Origin of the sequence: Pyramidobacter porci, from assembly GCF_009695745.1 — a bacterium.
Taxonomy (GTDB): domain Bacteria; phylum Synergistota; class Synergistia; order Synergistales; family Dethiosulfovibrionaceae; genus Pyramidobacter; species Pyramidobacter porci.
This window is the reverse complement of record NZ_VUNH01000003.1, coordinates 20,463-35,085: the sequence shown is the minus strand read 5'-3', so window position 1 is coordinate 35,085 and position 14,623 is coordinate 20,463. Positions and strand designations below refer to the sequence as shown.

The window sequence follows — 14,623 nt, the reverse complement described above, 5'->3', positions numbered from 1 at the left end:
ATTGCCATGGCTCTGCTTACCTGCGAAAATGTCGCCGCCGGCTACGAGGGCGCGCCGGTGATCGAAGGGCTGGACTTCACCGTCGAGCGCGGCGACTATCTCTACATCGTCGGCGAGAACGGCTCCGGCAAAAGTACGCTGATGAAGACTATCCTCGGCCTGATCAGGCCGAGGATGGGACACGTCGTCACCGGCGAAGGGCTGAAGCGGACCGAGATCGGCTACCTCCCTCAGCAGACGGTCGTGCAGAAAGATTTTCCCGCCAGCGTCAGGGAGATCGTGCTGTCGGGCTGCCTGAACCGCATGGGACTGCGGCCGTTCTACACGCGCCGGGAAAAGGAACTGGCGGCGCGGAACATGGCCCGTCTCGGCGTGACGCCCCTGGCCAGTCATTGCTACCGCGAACTTTCGGGAGGACAGCAGCAGCGCGTGCTTCTCGCCCGCGCGCTCTGCGCCACGCGCAAACTGATCATGCTCGACGAGCCCGTGACCGGTCTCGACCCCAAAGTCACGACGGAAATGTACGAGCTTGTGGCGGCGCTGAACCGCGACGAAGGGCTCACGGTCGTCATGATCTCTCATGACATTGCCGCCGCCGTGCGCTACGCCACGCATATCCTCCACCTCGGCGGAGGGAAATACTTCTTCGGCTCCCGTGTGGAATACCTCAGCAGCGCCGCCGGCCGGATCTTCACGCACCGCGAAGGGGGAAAGCAGTGATGTCCGCCACGTTCACCCAACTCGCCGCATATTTTCAGTATCCTTTCGTGCGCTACGCGTTCATCGTCGGCGTGCTCGTGGCGCTGTGCTCATCGCTGCTCGGCGTGACGCTGGTGCTGAAACGCTTCTCGCTGATCGGCGACGGTCTGTCGCATGTGGCCTTCGGCGCCATGGCCGTGGCCGCCGTGCTGAAGATGAGCAGCACCACGGCGCTGACGCTCCCCGTCACCGTGGCCTGCGCCGTGCTGCTGCTCCAAGGCGGAAGGACTCGCCGCATCAAGGGCGACGCCGCCGTCGCCATGCTCTCCGTCAGCGCCCTCGCCATGGGCTATCTGCTCATGAACGTGTTTTCGCGCTCGGCCAATCTGTCCGGCGACGTGTGCAGCATCCTCTTCGGTTCCTTCTCGATCCTGACGCTGGATCCGTTCGAGGTCAAGCTCTGCGCTCTCCTGTCCTTCATCGTCATCGCCGTGTTCGTGCTGTTCTACCACAAGATTTTCGCCGTCACGTTCGACGAAGAATTCGCCGCCGCCACCGGCACGCGCGCCGGGCTGTACAATCTGGTCATCGCCGTGGTCATCGCCGTGATCATCGTGCTGGCCATGAATCTCGTCGGTTCGCTGCTGATTTCGGCGCTGATCATTTTTCCGGCGTTGAGCGCCATGCGGCTGTTCACGTCGTTCCTCTCGGTCACGCTCTGTTCCGCCGCCGTCTCCGTGCTGTGCGCCGCCGCCGGCATCGTCGTCTCCGTGCTGGCGGGGACGCCTGTCGGATCCACCATCGTCGCCGGCAACATCCTCGTCTTTTTGCTCTGCGCGGCGCTCGGCCGCCTGAAAGGAACCGCACGATGAAACGCCTCGCCGCCGCGCTGTTCCTTCTCGCGGCGCTGGGCATCCCCGCGCCGGCCGCTGCGGACATCGATCTCACCGCCATGGGGCGCACCATGCTGTTCGCCGTCGTCTACGACATCAAAAACAATCCCGAAAACTACCTCGGCCGCCGCATCAAAATGACCGGCCAGTTCGCCATCATTCAGGGCATCGACGCTCAGGGACAGCCCGATCCCGACAAGATTTTCTACAACTGCGTCATCCCGCTGGCGCAGAACAGCCTCGAGTTTGGCGTCGCCGGCGAGCTGTACTACCCCGAAGATTTCCCCGATCTCGAAGCCCCCATCACCGTGGAAGGCGTTTATGAGAAATACGAGGACAACGGCACAACCTACTACCGCGTCGGCCAGTCCGCCATCGACTTTTGACGCCAATTTTTAACGGAACGGTTCAACGGCAAGCAGGCCGCGCCCGGCAAACTACGTTAATACTTTCCCAGGAATCGGTATGAGTCGAGAATCAATAAAGAGTCCCATGCGTACGCGCTGACAGAAAATGGCGCTGAGAGACACGTCTCTCAGCGCCATTTTCATAATGCCGGGGGGAACGATACTCCCGCTTTTTTCCCTTTCCAGTTGGCGGTCGTGCCGCAAAAAGCGGCGGCTTTTCTCAGAGCTTTCCTCGCGCTTTCGAGAGCCAGGGTTACTTGACGCGCACGTAAACGCCCGCCGTGCCGCCGTCGTACACGTCGGTGTCCGCCGAGGTCGTGCCGACGCGCAAACCGTTGGCGGCCGCCATTTTCTTCAGGTTTTCGCGCACGCCTGCCTCGGCCCCCGCCACCTTGTAGCCGACGAACCACTGTCCCGCGTCGGCTCCAGCGATAAATTCGTACCGATCGCCGCTCAGCTTCTCCGGCGCGGTCACGTAGGTTTTCAGTTTGGCGATGTCGGGCGACAGCGCGCCGCCGACGTTATCGGCGTAATACAGCCCGGCCGCCAGCTTGAGGCTGTGCAGATCGGCGACGATCCGCGTCGCTTCGGCCTTGTCGGCGCTCGATCCCATCGTCAGCATCATGCTGCCGGAAAGAATGCCGATCACCGTGACCACGATCAGCAGTTCGATCAGCGTAAACCCCTTGCTCCTTCGCACCTTCCTCATTCTCCGACCACCTCGTCTTCGCCGAAATCAAGCGCCGGATCGGGCGCCAGGTCAAGACCGCCGCGGCGGCCGCTCTGCCAGGCCGCGCAGCCGGCGGCGGCCACCATCACCGCGTTGTCGGTGCAGAACATCTTCGAGGGCAGAAAGCTCTTCCAGCCCTCGTGTTCCGCCACCGCGCGGCGAAAAGCGCTGTTGGCCGCCACGCCGCCGGAAATCGCCACTGACTTCACGCCCGTCAGCCTCACGGCCTGTTCGAGACGGGCGATCAGCGTCTTCACCACCGTGTTCTGGAACGAAGCGCAAAAGTCTTCCAGCGGAATTTCTTCGCCCTTCTGACGCAGACGGTTCACCTGATTGATCGCCGCCGTTTTCAAACCGCTGAAGCTGAAGTCCAGCCCTTCCAGATTGTGCAGCACGTCGGGAAACTCGAAAGCGCCCGCGTCGCCCGCGGCGGACAGGCGGTCGATCACCGGGCCGCCGGGATAAGGCAGGCCGAGCGCTTTCGCCACCTTGTCGAACGCCTCGCCGGCCGCGTCGTCCTGCGTGGCCCCCAGCATCTGATATTCGCCGCAGCCCCTGACGAGCACGATCTCGGTGTGCCCGCCGGAGACGACCATGCACAGAAAAGGGAACTTCAGGTCTTCATGATCGATCATGTTGGCGTAAATGTGCCCTTCCAGATGATTGACGCCGAGAATGGGAACCTTCCACGCCTGCGCGTACGCCTTGGCCGTCATCACGCCGACCAACAGCGACCCCATCAACCCCGGGCCGCACGTCACCGCCACGAGGCCGATCTGCTTTGCGGGATCGGCGACGCCGCCCTCGTCGAGAACGGCCCGCGTCAGCGGCAGGATCGCCTCCAGATGCATGCGCGAAGCGTACTCGGGCACGACGCCGCCGAACGCCGCGTGCCGTTCGATCTGGCTGGAGATCTTCCAGCTCAGGACGCGCCGCGGTCCTTCGAGCAGCGCCACCGACGTGTCGTCGCAGCTGCTCTCGATCCCCAGCGTCAGAAAACGCCCGTCTAGTGGCAGCATCCGCTGCATCCGCTGCACGATCCCGAGCAGCACGCCTTTCTCCGCAACGGTTCGCCCTCTTCATGGACGAACGCCTTGCCCCCGCATTTCGGACAGCGCGACGGGCGGGCGTCGGAGCTGATCCGCTCGCCGCAGAGCGCGCACTTGAACACATGCCCAGCCATTGTCACTCACCTCTCGGGAATCGTCAATTTCACGGAATATCCGTCGTAGCCGAAAACGACCTCGCTGCCGCCGCGCGACTGCGAACGCGGCACGCCGAAAGCGATCGCGTCCTGCGTATCGGGGGCCAGATTGCCCGTCTCCTTGGAAAGCAGACTCGTGTAAATGCGCCCGGGCGGCAGCGGCTCGCCGTTGACTGTCAGCTTGCCGGGATCGAAGTTCCAGCGGTTCATGGCCCGGTAGCCGAGGATCACCAGGTTGCACTTGGCGCGGGCCGCCTTGTCGATATACGACGCGTTCCATACGATGTCGTCGGGAAAGTTGCCAGGCTCGGCGTAGATCCGTGCCGACAGCGTCCGGTCCACGAACTGGAACTGCAGTTTGGCGTCGGCACCGACCATCAGGTCGCCGACGCGCGTGCCGCCGATCCACAGCAGCACCGAGCGGGCTCTCATCAATTCTTCGTCCTTGTTCGCCGAAGCGGCAAAGACCGAAACTGCCCCCATCGTCAGAAGCATCGCCGTCCCAAGAAGTTTTATCATTTTCTTCATTCTCACAAACTCACCTCTGTTTTTCTGCACCCGCGGACAGCCGGCGTCATTTCTCCCGCGGCGTTTTCCGACGGACGGCCTGAAAGATCAGGCTCCACTCTTCGCACTTCAGTTTCAAAGTCGTTATACCATAAACGGCCGCGCACGCCGCGGCGATTCCGACGATCCAGAGCCCGCGCCGCAGCAGCGAAGCGTCGGCCGGATAACGCCACAGCGTTCGCCACGCCAGTCCCGCCGCAAGCGTCAGCGCGCAGGAGACGGCGATCTTCGCCAGCCAGCCGGCCGAAAACAACCGCAGCGGCGCCGTCATGGCACGACGCAGCAACGCAACGCCGACGCCGCTGGAAAACGTGAACGCCAGCGAACTGGCCAGCGCAATGCCGTTCATCTTCATCGGCGACACCAGCGCCGCCGAGAACAGCAGCGTGCCCGCCACGCTGGCGGCCGTCATCGTCATCGCCGCGCGCGGCAGCGAACGGGCGAAAAGCGCGCGCATCAGCACCGTCGCACAGGCCATGCCCGGCAGTCCCAGCGCCGCGTAAAAAAGCGTCGAGGCCGTGCCGCGCCACGCTTCCGCGTCAAAAGCGCCGCGGAAGAACAGAAAATTCACCGCTTCGCTGGACACGAGCAGCGTTCCCAACGTCACCGGCAGGATCACGAACAGCGCGAAGCGCAGCGCGTCGCGCAGCGTGCCCGCAAAGACCTCGTCGCCCTGCCGCACGCAGCGCGCCAGTTCCGGCAGCACCGCCTGCGAGATGGCGATCACCACCAGGCCGAGCGGCAGCTGGATGACGCGGTTTGAATAGTTCAGCATGGAGATGGAACCGTCGGATAGGAACGAACCGAACAACCGCCCCAGCACGGGATTGACCTGGTTCAGCGACAGCCCGGCCGCGTAGGGCAAAAACAGTGCCAACATGCGCCGCAGATCGGGATCCTGCCAATCCGGACGGGCGGGCACCAGCAGCATATCCTTGCGGCAAACCGTCCACCACCACTGAAACGCCAGCTGCGCTGCGCCGCCCAAAAGCACCGCGCCGACCAGGCTCTCCACGCCGAATCTTGACGCGCAGAACAGGACGGTCATAATATAGACGGCGTTGCTGAGCGCCGGCGCCAGCGCCGGCACGAAAAAGCAGTTCAGGCTGTTGAGCGCGCCCATCGCCAGCGCAGCCACCGAGATCAGCAGCAGAAACGGGAAAAGCTGCCGCGTCATCGCCACCACCAGCGCTTTCTTTTCGCCCGCGAAGCCCGGCGCGATCAGGGCGATCAACTGCGGGCTGAACACGATGCCGACGGCCACCGCCAGCGCGCCGGCGCCGAGGATCACCGTCAGCGCCTGACGGGCCAGACGCTCGGCGCGGCGAGGCCCGTCCCGCTCCAGAACCTGCGAGAACACCGGCACAAAGGAAGCCGACAGCGCGCCCTCGGCCAGCAGCTGGCGGCCGAGATTGGCGACGGTGTAGGCCACGAAAAAGGCGTCCAGCGAACGTCCGGCGCCGAAATACGCCGCGGTGATCACCTCGCGCAGCAGCCCGAGAACGCGACTTGAAAACGTGCCGATCATCATCGTCAGGGCGTTGCGGATCATGTTTCCCGATTTTTCACTTGCCATGAAGTTTCTCCCGCTCTCACGCGAGTTTTCGCGGATTTTCCATAAAAGAGACCCGCCCCGCTGAAACGGAAATGTTCCACACGGAACATTTCCGTTCGGGGTGGCCAATCGAAAGGAGCCGCAAGAAAATATGAGAATCCATACCACCGTCTGGGGCGTCGGCAATCCCCTGCTGCGTGACGACGCCGTCGGGCTCGAGGTGGTGCGTCTGCTCGGCAAGAGGAAACTGCCGAACTTTTCGCTGCGCCTCTGCGAGCTGGCGCCCGCCAATTACCTCGCCACGCTGAAAAAGGAATGTCCGCGCCGTTTTCTGCTGATCGACGCCTCCGACATGGGGCTGCCGCCCGGAAGCCTGCGCCGTTTCCCGCTGGCACGCGTCGACGATCCGTCCTTCACCAGCCACGATCTGCCGCTGCCGCAGCTTTTAGCCGGCGTGCTGCCGCCTGACTGCGAAGCCTGGGTCATCGCCATTCAGCCGCAAAGCGCCGCTTTGGGCATCGGCCTTACGTCCGTCGCGGCAAAAGCGGCGCAGGCGTGCGCCAAACTGATCGCCGCAGGGCAAAGCGACCAAATCGACGCGCTTGAAAAGAGTGGGGAATCGTCCGTTTAATTGAGCCGAAACGAATCGCCCAGGTAATATTTTCTCGCAAAGGGATCGTCGGCAATTTCCGCGGACGTTCCCTTCACCTTGATTTCGCCCTGATAGATGATGTAGGCGCGATCGGTGATGGCCAACGTGTCGCGCACGTTGTGGTCGGTGATCATGATGCCGTAGCCCTTGTCCTTCAGGGTTTTGACGATCTGCTGAATATCGCCGACCGCGATCGGGTCGATGCCGGCGAACGGCTCGTCGAGCAGGATGAAATCGGGATCGAGCGCCAGCGTGCGGGCCACTTCCAGCCGGCGGCGCTCGCCGCCGGAAAGGGAATAGCCCATCACGTCGACGAGCGCCGTCAGGCCGAATTCCTCCACCAGCCCGTCGATGACCTGCCGGCGCTTCTTCGTCTCGATGCCGCGCTCCTGCAGCACCAGATCGATGTTGTCGCGCACGGACAGGCTGCGGAACACCGAGGCTTCCTGCGGCAGATAGCCGATGCCGCAGCGGGCGCGCTGGTACACGTGCAGTCCCGTGATGTCGCGGTCGTCGATTCTGACGACGCCCGAATCGGCCTCGATCAGGCCGACGATCATGTAAAAGCTCGTCGTCTTGCCGGCGCCGTTGGGGCCGAGCAGCCCCACCACTTCGCCGGTGCTGAACTCGAGGCTGACGTCGTTGACGACGTGGCGTTTTTTGAAGCTCTTGTTCAGCCCCGTCGCGCTCAGCGTTTTGACGGCGCTCATTTCCTGCCGCCTTTTTTGCTTTCCGCGACGGGAGCGTCGTTTTTCGCGGGCGTCCGCGGTGACGGTTTCAGATTCGTCAAGTCCACGGAGATGCGCGGCGTTCCCTTGGCCTCGAGCCGCCCGGTGTCGGGATGGTAAATCAGCGTCTGGGCGCTGATGCGGCGGCCGTCCTGTACGGCTCGGGCGTCGCCCGTCGCCGTCACGACATTGCCGCCCACGGAGTAGTCAAGCTTTTCGCATTCGATCGTCGTCTCCTGGGTCTTGCCGCTTTTGGACTGCACGTGAATCTTGGCGCTGCCGGTTCCCGTCAGCGTATCGGCCGCGCGGGAATAGGACAGCGCGTCGCACCAGAGGCGCGAAACCTTCTCTTCATCCTGCTGCACGACCGTGACGTTCCCCTTTCCTTCGGCCGCGCGAAGCCCTTGGGCATCGTAATCGCCGCTCAGCGCGGCGCAGGTCATGACCATGTTGCGGTCTTTGTCCTCGAAATGCGTCACGTCCTCGGCGCCGAAAGTCTGCCCGCTCAGCCGCGCCGTGGCCGCGCGCAGCACGCGGCTGCCGAAGGCGGCGTCCACGCTCCCCTTCATCACATAGCTGCCGCCGGAAACGGAAAAGTCGGCCGTCAGCTCGGCACACACGGCGTCGATCTTTTCGCCGCGATACGTGCCGAAAACGCGCACGCTCCGCCACAGGCGCGCCTTCTGCGTTTTTGTGCTGGCCTCGCCGTAAGCGGAGGTCAGCGTCACGTCTTCGCGCTTCAGCGTCACGTGCCCCTGCGCCTTGAACTCGCCGCTTTCCATATCGTAGTCCATGGCGTCGGCGGTCAGCTGAGTGGCGACGGGAGCCGCCGGCAGCGCAGCGCCTCCCGCCGCCAGCAGCAGAACGCTCAAAAGAATTTTCGCGGAAAAGTTTCTCATCGCTTATTCGGAATAATCGCCGCCGTCGTTGCCGCCCTTCGTGGGCGCGTTGTCGGCGCGGAAATCGCCGCGGTCGGCGATGATCTTGCGCTCGGGCAGCGGATTCCACGTGCCGCGGCGGTTGACGATCTCGATCACCTTGTCGGCCGTGCCCTCGGCGTTGAACGCCTTGATGAAACGTTCCGCCCAGTATTCCGTCTCGTCGAGGATGCGGTCCAGATATTTGTCGGGCAGAGCGAGGATCTTGTCGCAGAAGGGCAGATTCGCTTTCTTGTAATCGCCCGACTTGCGGCTCATGCCCTTGCCGTCGCAGTACGCGACGATCTCGTTCCACAGGTCGGCGGGGATGCCGCGGTCCGCTTCCTTGACGTAGGAATCGCCCTCGATCACCGCGTTGCCTGTGTCCGGCTCCATCTTGATGCCGAAGATCACGTTCTGGAACAGCGTCGCCACGTTGCCCTTGACGATGCCGTATTTGCGGAAGCGGGCGCACTTTTCGATGTCGGTGCCGGAGATGCCGTGCTGAGCGATACTGACGCCGTAAGGCCGCAGCGCCGCGGCGATCTCCTGCGTGCGCTCGAGGTTGATGCCTTCGTCCTGCCCCATCGTCTTGTCGTAGGTGCCGTGCTTGCTGCCGTTGGAGATGGCGATCAGGTCGGGGAAGATGCCCCACGAGTTGAGCCCGCCGATGAAATACAAAGCTTCTTCCACCGTGGAGAATTCGCCCGGTCCCTTGATCTCGCCCACCTCGGCCTCGAGCCCGAAGTACGGCGGCACGTGCATGGCCACGTCGCGCGTGGCGCAGAGATTGTTCCAGTCGTCGAGATGCGAGGCGTCGATCGCCACCGACGTCCAGCCCTTGGCGACGATCTCGCCCATCTGCGCGACCGCCCTCATCACGTCCTCTTTGCCCTTGATGCCGTAATGATCGACGTGCATGGCGAAGACCGCGCCGTGCCCCAGCTCCTGGGAATACTGTACGGTAAAGTCGACGAGATTGCCGAAATTGGCGCCGCAGTAATTGGTCTCCGACTTGGCGATCTCGATCAGCACGGCGGCGCTGTGTTTCTTGGCGGCGCGCAGCACGCCCTTGGCCGTGAGCGGATGACGGGCGTTCGCCGCCAGCACGATCGCCTCGTTCTCCTTCATGGCGGCGAAAATATCGCGGCCGCTGAACAGCCCCACGTCTTCGCCTTCCCAGCGGTTCCTCACGTTCAAGGGGCGACGGTCGAGCGCTTTGCGGTAAAGTTTGTCGTTGACGTTCATGATCGTTCATACTCCTTTTCTAAAATAGGATTTTTGAGGAGAAATTTGTCGTTTCCGCAAAAACTTTCAGCTCAATTATAGACTCTGAACGCCATAAGTTCAAACGCCGCGGCGCTTTTAGAGCGTTATTTCCGGACGAAACACAACCGCTTCAAGGACGTTTTCGGGATTTCATCGATCGGGGTCTTGCAATTTTTTTTGAGGCATGCTATTATTCCCTTGCTTTGCGAAAGACGCCGAGCACAATTCGACATGCGGCTTTGGGATATCGTCCAACGGCAGGACATCTGACTCTGGATCAGAGAATTGGGGTTCGAATCCCTGTATCCCAGCCATTTTTATGCGCTCTCTTCGTCCAGTGGCCCAGGACATCGGGTTCTCAGCCCGGTAACAGGGGTTCGAATCCCCTAGAGAGTGCCATTTTTTTATTCGGAATTTCGCGCTTCTTTTCGAGACGCCGCCACGAGATAAAAACGAAGCGCTTCACCTTCTCAAGGGCGAAGCGCTTCGTTTTCTTATTCAAAGACCTCGCCGAAATTTCCGCTGCGACGCACGAACGCGGGCCCTGTTCTCAAATTTCAAAATCGAGGGTATAATCTTGCGAAGGGTTTTCATGCTCTGAACAAAAAATGAATCTTCCTTAGCTATCCAACCCAACATTACTTTTCAGGAGGGATTTCTCAATGCCAGTATCGAAAGAAGTCGTCCGGGAGCAGCTTCGCAAAATCGGTCCCTATCACAAGTGGTTTACCGGAAAAGAGCGGCGCGCCCTGCCCAAGATCATCGACGAAGGCGAAGTGATCGAATTCCTGACCAGCGGCTACGACGGCAAAAAGAATACCGTGCTCGTCGTGGCGACCAACCGCCGCTTCATGGTGCTCGACTCGGGCATCGTCTACGGCAGCGACGACCGCATTTTCCCCTACGGCAAGATCAACTCCATCCGCGGCGAGCGCGGCATTTTCTTCGGCAAACTCCGCATCAGCACCGCCGGCGTCTCCGGCGACGACGTGGTGATCTCCTGGGTGCGCAAGACCGACATCGCCCGCATGATCTCCACCGTGTCCAAAAACATCGCTCTGGCCAAAGGCGAGTAGTTTTTTCAAAAAATAGCTCAATCACAAATTCTGTGTGATGCAGAATTGCGTTCCAGTTTTTTTGCTGATGTCGAAAATCTTTCGGAACGGGGCATTCAGCATCCGAACAGCCACCCCTTCCCTGCCGCCTGGGCGTTTTGATCTTGTTTAACATAGTTGGCTGGGCGCTGAAGAGCAGCCGCGGCTGCTGCTTCCGGTCGCAGACGCAGGCAAACATGAACGGTTTCGAGTATCAGGCCGACCAGTTCGCATGGCCTGTTCTGATGCCCGAGTGGGTAAGCGGCGAGGTCGAATGGGGAACAACGCCTTGCCGCGCTGTATCCGGAGTTTTCCGAACACGAGGGAGGCGTTTTTATTATGAAAAAACTGAGATTCATAAGTGCTGTATTACTGGCGGTGCTGTTCGGGACATGCGCGTACGCCGAGCTGCAGCTCTCGGTCCAAGGGCCTCGCGGCACATTCCGATACTATGCGAGAGCGGAGGAGGAAGGCCGCACGACGTACTGGGCCCATGCCGTGCAGGTCGCTGAATCTGCGACTGAAAACGGCGTCACCGTTTACCGCGATCCGGACAAAAGGCCTCTGGGAGAGGCCCGGACCGTGGACGGAACGATCGTCTTCTGCGATGCCGCTGGAAAGGAACTTGCGAAGCTCGTCCGGCAGGAAACAAAGGATGTGTACTATTCCGGCGGCAAGGAGATCGGCCAAGCCTATAGGCGTGACGGAAGATTCGTCTTTACCGACGCAGGGGGCAGAGAGATCGGCCAGGCCGGGGAAAGTGACCCGCACATCCGCGCGATCCCCGTCGAGGTGATCGTCCTCGCCGGGGCCGGGGTCACGGCCTCGAGAGATTCGGATATCTGCCTTCCGGTGATCACGGAAGTCGCGGAGGAAGGGGCGGCGCGTACCGCCGGACTGCAGAAATATGACATCATCATCGGTTATCAGGGCGACAAGTGGACCACGTTCAGCTTCATGGGCTATGATCCCGGGGAGTCAGCCAGCCGTGTTACCCCGATCATAGACGGGGCCTCAGAACGCGGAGATCTTGTCATGATCGTCTACCGCCCCGGTCTGCGTGAGGGAATGAGTGAAAATGAGATCGCCCAACTGCGTGAGAAACTGAGGGAAACTAGGGCAGCCCATAAGATAGCCCAAACGGATGACGCCTTTCTTGAGAAAGAATCGGCTCATGGGATGATCTTCGCGAGCGCGCCGATGCCCGAGGGGAAGAAGGGCTTCAGCTGGACGCCGAAAAAAACTGCTGATGGCAGCATGCTCTCCAATAAGGGGACGTACTTGTATTATACGCAGATCGTGAAGATCTACAGTGAATGGCTTGCCTCGGGCAACTCAGGACCGGCGGTCCGCGTTCCCTCATGTCTGCCTCGCGTTACGGATGTTGCTCCGGAGGGGCAGGCTCTGGCCGCTGGCATGCAGGTCGGCGACTTCCTGATCGGTCTGCTCGGAGAGAAAAAGTCATTCTTCGAACATGCGGGGATTTTTTCCGGAAGCACTTATACGAGCGTAGCGCATGAACTTGACGTGAACGAAAATGACACGAACGCTCCCCTTGTTGTCTACCGTCCCGCCAGCGGCGAGAAAAATACCGCGAAGGGGCAGATCCTGAAGCTTTCACCGATGAAGAAGGGCAGAAAAGGGTTTTACTTTGATGTCAGCGATGAGTGTCAGTTCTATAGCCGTGAGGAGTCGTCCGTTTACGTCGCGCAGATCCAGGCGCTCTATGAAAAATGGGTCGCGGAGGGCAACAACGTCTTCGTGCACGGACCGGCGGCTCTGACGCGGTTCACGTATGTCCCTAAGAACAGCGCGGCCTATGCCGCCGGACTTCGCGAGGACGACTTTCTGATCGGATACATGGGGGAAGCAGCGACGGCGATCGAATATGCAAAACTGAGTTCAAGCTCGGACAGCAGGAAAAAAGTCAGGGCTCTGATCGAATCCATGAGCAGCAAACCCGACGCGGTAATGATCGTGTATCGTCCTGCCTCTGATGAGACGGGCGAGGCCCGCGGAAAGATCATCAGGCTCGATCCGATGTCGGCAGGCGATAAGGGGGTTAAATACGCGACCGTTTCCGAGTGCACGTTCTACGCTCACAGTCAGGGGGCTGTCTATGCTCAGCAGATCCAGGCGCTCTATGAAAAATGGCTCGCGGAAAACAACGGCGGCCCGGCAGTACGAAATGAAGTCCCTAAGTCCCGTCCGAAGGGCTCTGCTTCTCTGACTGTGATCTGGAATATCGACAAGGAAGGCACCGCCTACGCGGCCGGACTGCGTCGGGATGATTTTCTGATCGGGTACGAGGGTGAGCCGGTGACCGCGCTCGGGTACGCAAAACTGTCCGGCGCGGAACCTCAGAAAAAAGTCAAGGCATGGAACGAATCTATGCGTGACAAGCCGGACACTGTCATGATCGTTTACCGCCCCGAACCGGGCGAAAAGGGCGAAGCAAAAGGAAAGATCATCAGGCTTGATCCAATGCCGGCAGGCGATAAGGGGTTCAAGTACCGTACCGGTTCCTCGTCTACGTTCTACTCACGTGACCAGGGGGCCGCTTATGCTGCTGACATTCAGGCGCTCTACGATGCCTGGAAGTCCAAATAGAACGCGGGCCTAACCGTCTTCTGTAAAGCGGCCGAAGGTCTGATATGCTGACGGTCACCGGGTCTTTCGTGGCAGCTGACCGCGGCCGTAGATGTTTTGACGCGCATCGTCGCCCCGCATTCTGGGCGGACAGGCTCTTCAGGAGAGATATCAAGCGCACCGTGACAGCAAAATACGGTTTTACCAGAGACGGCGTTATGCACAGTAGCTGCTGTGTTATGAAAGCCATACAGACAGCAAGTATTTTTCAGAAAACCGGCTGTTCCCTCTGAAATGAGGTGTCTGTCAACCTTGGAGCGTCTATGCTGCATAGCAAGGATCTCCTTATGCGCGTGATATGGCATCCGGCAGGATGATACTTAAACATAGGAAATATCCTTAACTATTCAGCTGAAAGGTGCCGTATGTCGCTGCAACTGATAACTGGCGATCGCACAGAAAAAAAATAATTGCCCCCAAAACAGGAGACCGTCTCAAAAGCCAATTGAGGCGGTCTCTTTGCTATTCCTCGATGGACTCTATCCAGCACTAATACTATTTCTCAATTAAAATGCCGAATGCAGAGGCGCTGCGGAGGAGATTCACAAAGCGAGCTGCGCAGACCGCGCAGCGATCGAGGGAGTCCTGAGCGACTGAACTCCTCCGCAGCCCCCGGGAAATTATGTTAATACTTTCTATCAAGAATTAGTATAAAGCACTGCGTATGAGTGGAGCGAAGTGATGCCATTTATCTTTCAAAGGCAGTGCTGTAATTTTGAGACAGCTTCTTTTGTGTCCGCTCATCCCCGCTTCAATGTCGGCCGTACCGGGCTTTCAGCAGCGGCTTGATGCCGCCGGCTTCGAGGATCGTCAAAGCGTAATCGCCGACGGGCTCGCAGGGCAGCTCTTCGCCGCTGCTCTCGTTTTTCAGGAGCGCGCGGGACAGGTCGAGCGCAAGCAGGTCGCCGTCCCTGACTTTTTTCGAAACTCCGGGGCAGGCCACGAGCGGGATGCCGAGGTTGACGCCGTTGCGGAAGAAGATGCGCGCGAAGGACTCGGCAACGACGGCGCCGACGCCCACGGCCTTGAGGGTGACGGCGGCATGCTCGCGCGAGGAGCCGCAGCCGAAGTTCGTGCCGGCAACGATCAGGCCGCCGGGCCGGAAGCTGGCCGCAAAATCGGGATCGACGCCGGCCATGGCGTGGCGCTTCACGTCGTCGGGATTGGTTTCCGAAAGGAAGCGCCCGGGATAGATCTGATCGGTGTCGATGTTGCTGCCGAAGACGCGGGCGCGGCCGGAAATGATTTTGTCCATGGGA

General features: G+C 60.5%; 14 protein-coding genes and 2 tRNA genes. 8 read left to right on the top strand and 8 right to left on the bottom strand.

Features of this window, described 5'->3' with window-relative positions; genetic code table 11:
• Nucleotides 1–6: 6 nt before the first annotated feature.
• From FYJ74_RS03390 to FYJ74_RS03380, 3 genes are read left to right on the top strand one after another with little or no spacing between them, the layout of a single operon-like run.
• Nucleotides 7–720 carry a metal ABC transporter ATP-binding protein gene (locus FYJ74_RS03390; protein ID WP_154528201.1) on the top strand — a complete coding sequence of 238 codons (714 nt, stop codon included), beginning with the start codon at nucleotides 7–9 and terminating at the stop codon, nucleotides 718–720.
• Nucleotides 720–1,571: a metal ABC transporter permease gene (locus FYJ74_RS03385; RefSeq protein WP_154528200.1), complete on the top strand. Its 852-nt coding sequence runs from the start codon at nucleotides 720–722 to the stop codon at nucleotides 1,569–1,571. The genes FYJ74_RS03390 and FYJ74_RS03385 overlap by 1 nt, the downstream gene beginning before the upstream one ends.
• Nucleotides 1,568–1,978 (top strand): hypothetical protein, encoded by a 411-nt coding sequence (locus FYJ74_RS03380; protein WP_154528199.1) that lies wholly within the window; start codon nucleotides 1,568–1,570, stop codon nucleotides 1,976–1,978. Before FYJ74_RS03385 ends, FYJ74_RS03380 begins: the two co-directional genes overlap by 4 nt.
• Nucleotides 1,979–2,252: 274 nt before the next feature.
• Here FYJ74_RS03380 and FYJ74_RS03375 read toward each other — a convergent pair whose 3' ends face one another.
• The 4 genes from FYJ74_RS03375 to murJ all read right to left on the bottom strand — a co-directional run bounded on the left by FYJ74_RS03375 (nucleotide 2,253) and on the right by murJ (nucleotide 6,076).
• The gene (locus FYJ74_RS03375) at nucleotides 2,253–2,708 is read right to left on the bottom strand and encodes a type II secretion system protein (RefSeq protein ID WP_154528198.1); all 456 of its coding nucleotides are present in this window, start codon (nucleotides 2,706–2,708) and stop codon (nucleotides 2,253–2,255) included.
• Nucleotides 2,705–3,748: a tRNA (adenosine(37)-N6)-threonylcarbamoyltransferase complex transferase subunit TsaD gene (gene tsaD / locus FYJ74_RS03370; RefSeq protein WP_154528400.1), complete on the bottom strand. Its 1,044-nt coding sequence runs from the start codon at nucleotides 3,746–3,748 to the stop codon at nucleotides 2,705–2,707. Before tsaD ends, FYJ74_RS03375 begins: the two co-directional genes overlap by 4 nt.
• A 170-nt stretch (nucleotides 3,749–3,918) precedes the next feature.
• On the bottom strand, nucleotides 3,919–4,461 hold the full coding sequence (locus FYJ74_RS03365; RefSeq protein WP_154528197.1) for a hypothetical protein: 543 nt from the start codon (nucleotides 4,459–4,461) through the stop codon (nucleotides 3,919–3,921).
• A gap of 46 nt (nucleotides 4,462–4,507) precedes the next feature.
• The gene (gene murJ / locus FYJ74_RS03360) at nucleotides 4,508–6,076 is read right to left on the bottom strand and encodes a murein biosynthesis integral membrane protein MurJ (RefSeq protein ID WP_229769326.1); all 1,569 of its coding nucleotides are present in this window, start codon (nucleotides 6,074–6,076) and stop codon (nucleotides 4,508–4,510) included.
• A gap of 130 nt (nucleotides 6,077–6,206) precedes the next feature.
• Here murJ and FYJ74_RS03355 point away from each other — a divergent pair, with 130 nt between their 5' ends.
• Nucleotides 6,207–6,686, top strand: a complete 480-nt coding sequence (locus FYJ74_RS03355) for a hydrogenase maturation protease (RefSeq protein ID WP_154528196.1) — start codon at nucleotides 6,207–6,209, stop codon at nucleotides 6,684–6,686.
• Here FYJ74_RS03355 and lptB read toward each other — a convergent pair.
• Genes lptB through FYJ74_RS03340 form a run of 3 tightly spaced genes read right to left on the bottom strand, consistent with a single transcriptional unit; the run spans nucleotide 6,683 to nucleotide 9,600 of the window.
• Nucleotides 6,683–7,417: an LPS export ABC transporter ATP-binding protein gene (gene lptB, locus FYJ74_RS03350; RefSeq protein ID WP_154528195.1), complete on the bottom strand. Its 735-nt coding sequence runs from the start codon at nucleotides 7,415–7,417 to the stop codon at nucleotides 6,683–6,685. The two genes, FYJ74_RS03355 and lptB, sit on opposite strands and share 4 nt — an antisense overlap.
• Nucleotides 7,414–8,307 carry an LptA/OstA family protein gene (locus tag FYJ74_RS03345; RefSeq protein ID WP_154528194.1) on the bottom strand — a complete coding sequence of 298 codons (894 nt, stop codon included), beginning with the start codon at nucleotides 8,305–8,307 and terminating at the stop codon, nucleotides 7,414–7,416. The genes lptB and FYJ74_RS03345 overlap by 4 nt, the downstream gene beginning before the upstream one ends.
• Before the next feature lie 30 nt (nucleotides 8,308–8,337).
• Nucleotides 8,338–9,600 (bottom strand): class II fructose-bisphosphate aldolase, encoded by a 1,263-nt coding sequence (locus FYJ74_RS03340; protein WP_154528193.1) that lies wholly within the window; start codon nucleotides 9,598–9,600, stop codon nucleotides 8,338–8,340.
• Between the two features lie 261 nt (nucleotides 9,601–9,861).
• Between FYJ74_RS03340 and FYJ74_RS03335 the strand changes: the two genes are divergently transcribed.
• The 4 genes from FYJ74_RS03335 (at nucleotide 9,862) to FYJ74_RS03320 (ending at nucleotide 13,325) form a co-directional block, all read left to right on the top strand.
• Nucleotides 9,862–9,935 (top strand) — tRNA-Gln (locus tag FYJ74_RS03335).
• Nucleotides 9,936–9,944: 9 nt separating this feature from the next.
• Nucleotides 9,945–10,020, top strand: a tRNA-Glu gene (locus FYJ74_RS03330).
• A gap of 263 nt (nucleotides 10,021–10,283) precedes the next feature.
• Nucleotides 10,284–10,697, top strand: a complete 414-nt coding sequence (locus tag FYJ74_RS03325) for a PH domain-containing protein (protein WP_078016661.1) — start codon at nucleotides 10,284–10,286, stop codon at nucleotides 10,695–10,697.
• A 357-nt stretch (nucleotides 10,698–11,054) separates the two neighbouring features.
• On the top strand, nucleotides 11,055–13,325 hold the full coding sequence (locus FYJ74_RS03320; protein ID WP_078016662.1) for a hypothetical protein: 2,271 nt from the start codon (nucleotides 11,055–11,057) through the stop codon (nucleotides 13,323–13,325).
• A 790-nt stretch (nucleotides 13,326–14,115) separates the two neighbouring features.
• Here FYJ74_RS03320 and FYJ74_RS03310 read toward each other — a convergent pair.
• A complete protein-coding gene (locus FYJ74_RS03310) occupies nucleotides 14,116–14,619 on the bottom strand; it encodes a LeuD/DmdB family oxidoreductase small subunit (RefSeq protein ID WP_154528192.1) in 504 nt (167 codons plus the stop codon).
• Nucleotides 14,620–14,623: the final 4 nt, after the last annotated feature.

What these genes read in the sequence shown, in the direction of transcription:
- FYJ74_RS03355 (WP_154528196.1), top strand. Translation starts at nt 6,207, where the DNA reads ATGAGAATCCATACCACCGTCTGGGGCGTCGGCAATCCCCTGCTGCGT.
- FYJ74_RS03380 (WP_154528199.1), top strand. Translation starts at nt 1,568, where the DNA reads ATGAAACGCCTCGCCGCCGCGCTGTTCCTTCTCGCGGCGCTGGGCATC.
- tsaD (WP_154528400.1), bottom strand. Translation starts at nt 3,748, where the DNA reads ATGCTGCCACTAGACGGGCGTTTTCTGACGCTGGGGATCGAGAGCAGC.
- FYJ74_RS03320 (WP_078016662.1), top strand. Translation starts at nt 11,055, where the DNA reads ATGAAAAAACTGAGATTCATAAGTGCTGTATTACTGGCGGTGCTGTTC.
- FYJ74_RS03325 (WP_078016661.1), top strand. Translation starts at nt 10,284, where the DNA reads ATGCCAGTATCGAAAGAAGTCGTCCGGGAGCAGCTTCGCAAAATCGGT.
- FYJ74_RS03340 (WP_154528193.1), bottom strand. Translation starts at nt 9,600, where the DNA reads ATGAACGTCAACGACAAACTTTACCGCAAAGCGCTCGACCGTCGCCCC.
- FYJ74_RS03310 (WP_154528192.1), bottom strand. Translation starts at nt 14,619, where the DNA reads ATGGACAAAATCATTTCCGGCCGCGCCCGCGTCTTCGGCAGCAACATC.
- FYJ74_RS03390 (WP_154528201.1), top strand. Translation starts at nt 7, where the DNA reads ATGGCTCTGCTTACCTGCGAAAATGTCGCCGCCGGCTACGAGGGCGCG.
- murJ (WP_229769326.1), bottom strand. Translation starts at nt 6,076, where the DNA reads ATGGCAAGTGAAAAATCGGGAAACATGATCCGCAACGCCCTGACGATG.
- lptB (WP_154528195.1), bottom strand. Translation starts at nt 7,417, where the DNA reads ATGAGCGCCGTCAAAACGCTGAGCGCGACGGGGCTGAACAAGAGCTTC.
- FYJ74_RS03385 (WP_154528200.1), top strand. Translation starts at nt 720, where the DNA reads ATGTCCGCCACGTTCACCCAACTCGCCGCATATTTTCAGTATCCTTTC.
- FYJ74_RS03375 (WP_154528198.1), bottom strand. Translation starts at nt 2,708, where the DNA reads ATGAGGAAGGTGCGAAGGAGCAAGGGGTTTACGCTGATCGAACTGCTG.
- FYJ74_RS03365 (WP_154528197.1), bottom strand. Translation starts at nt 4,461, where the DNA reads ATGAAGAAAATGATAAAACTTCTTGGGACGGCGATGCTTCTGACGATG.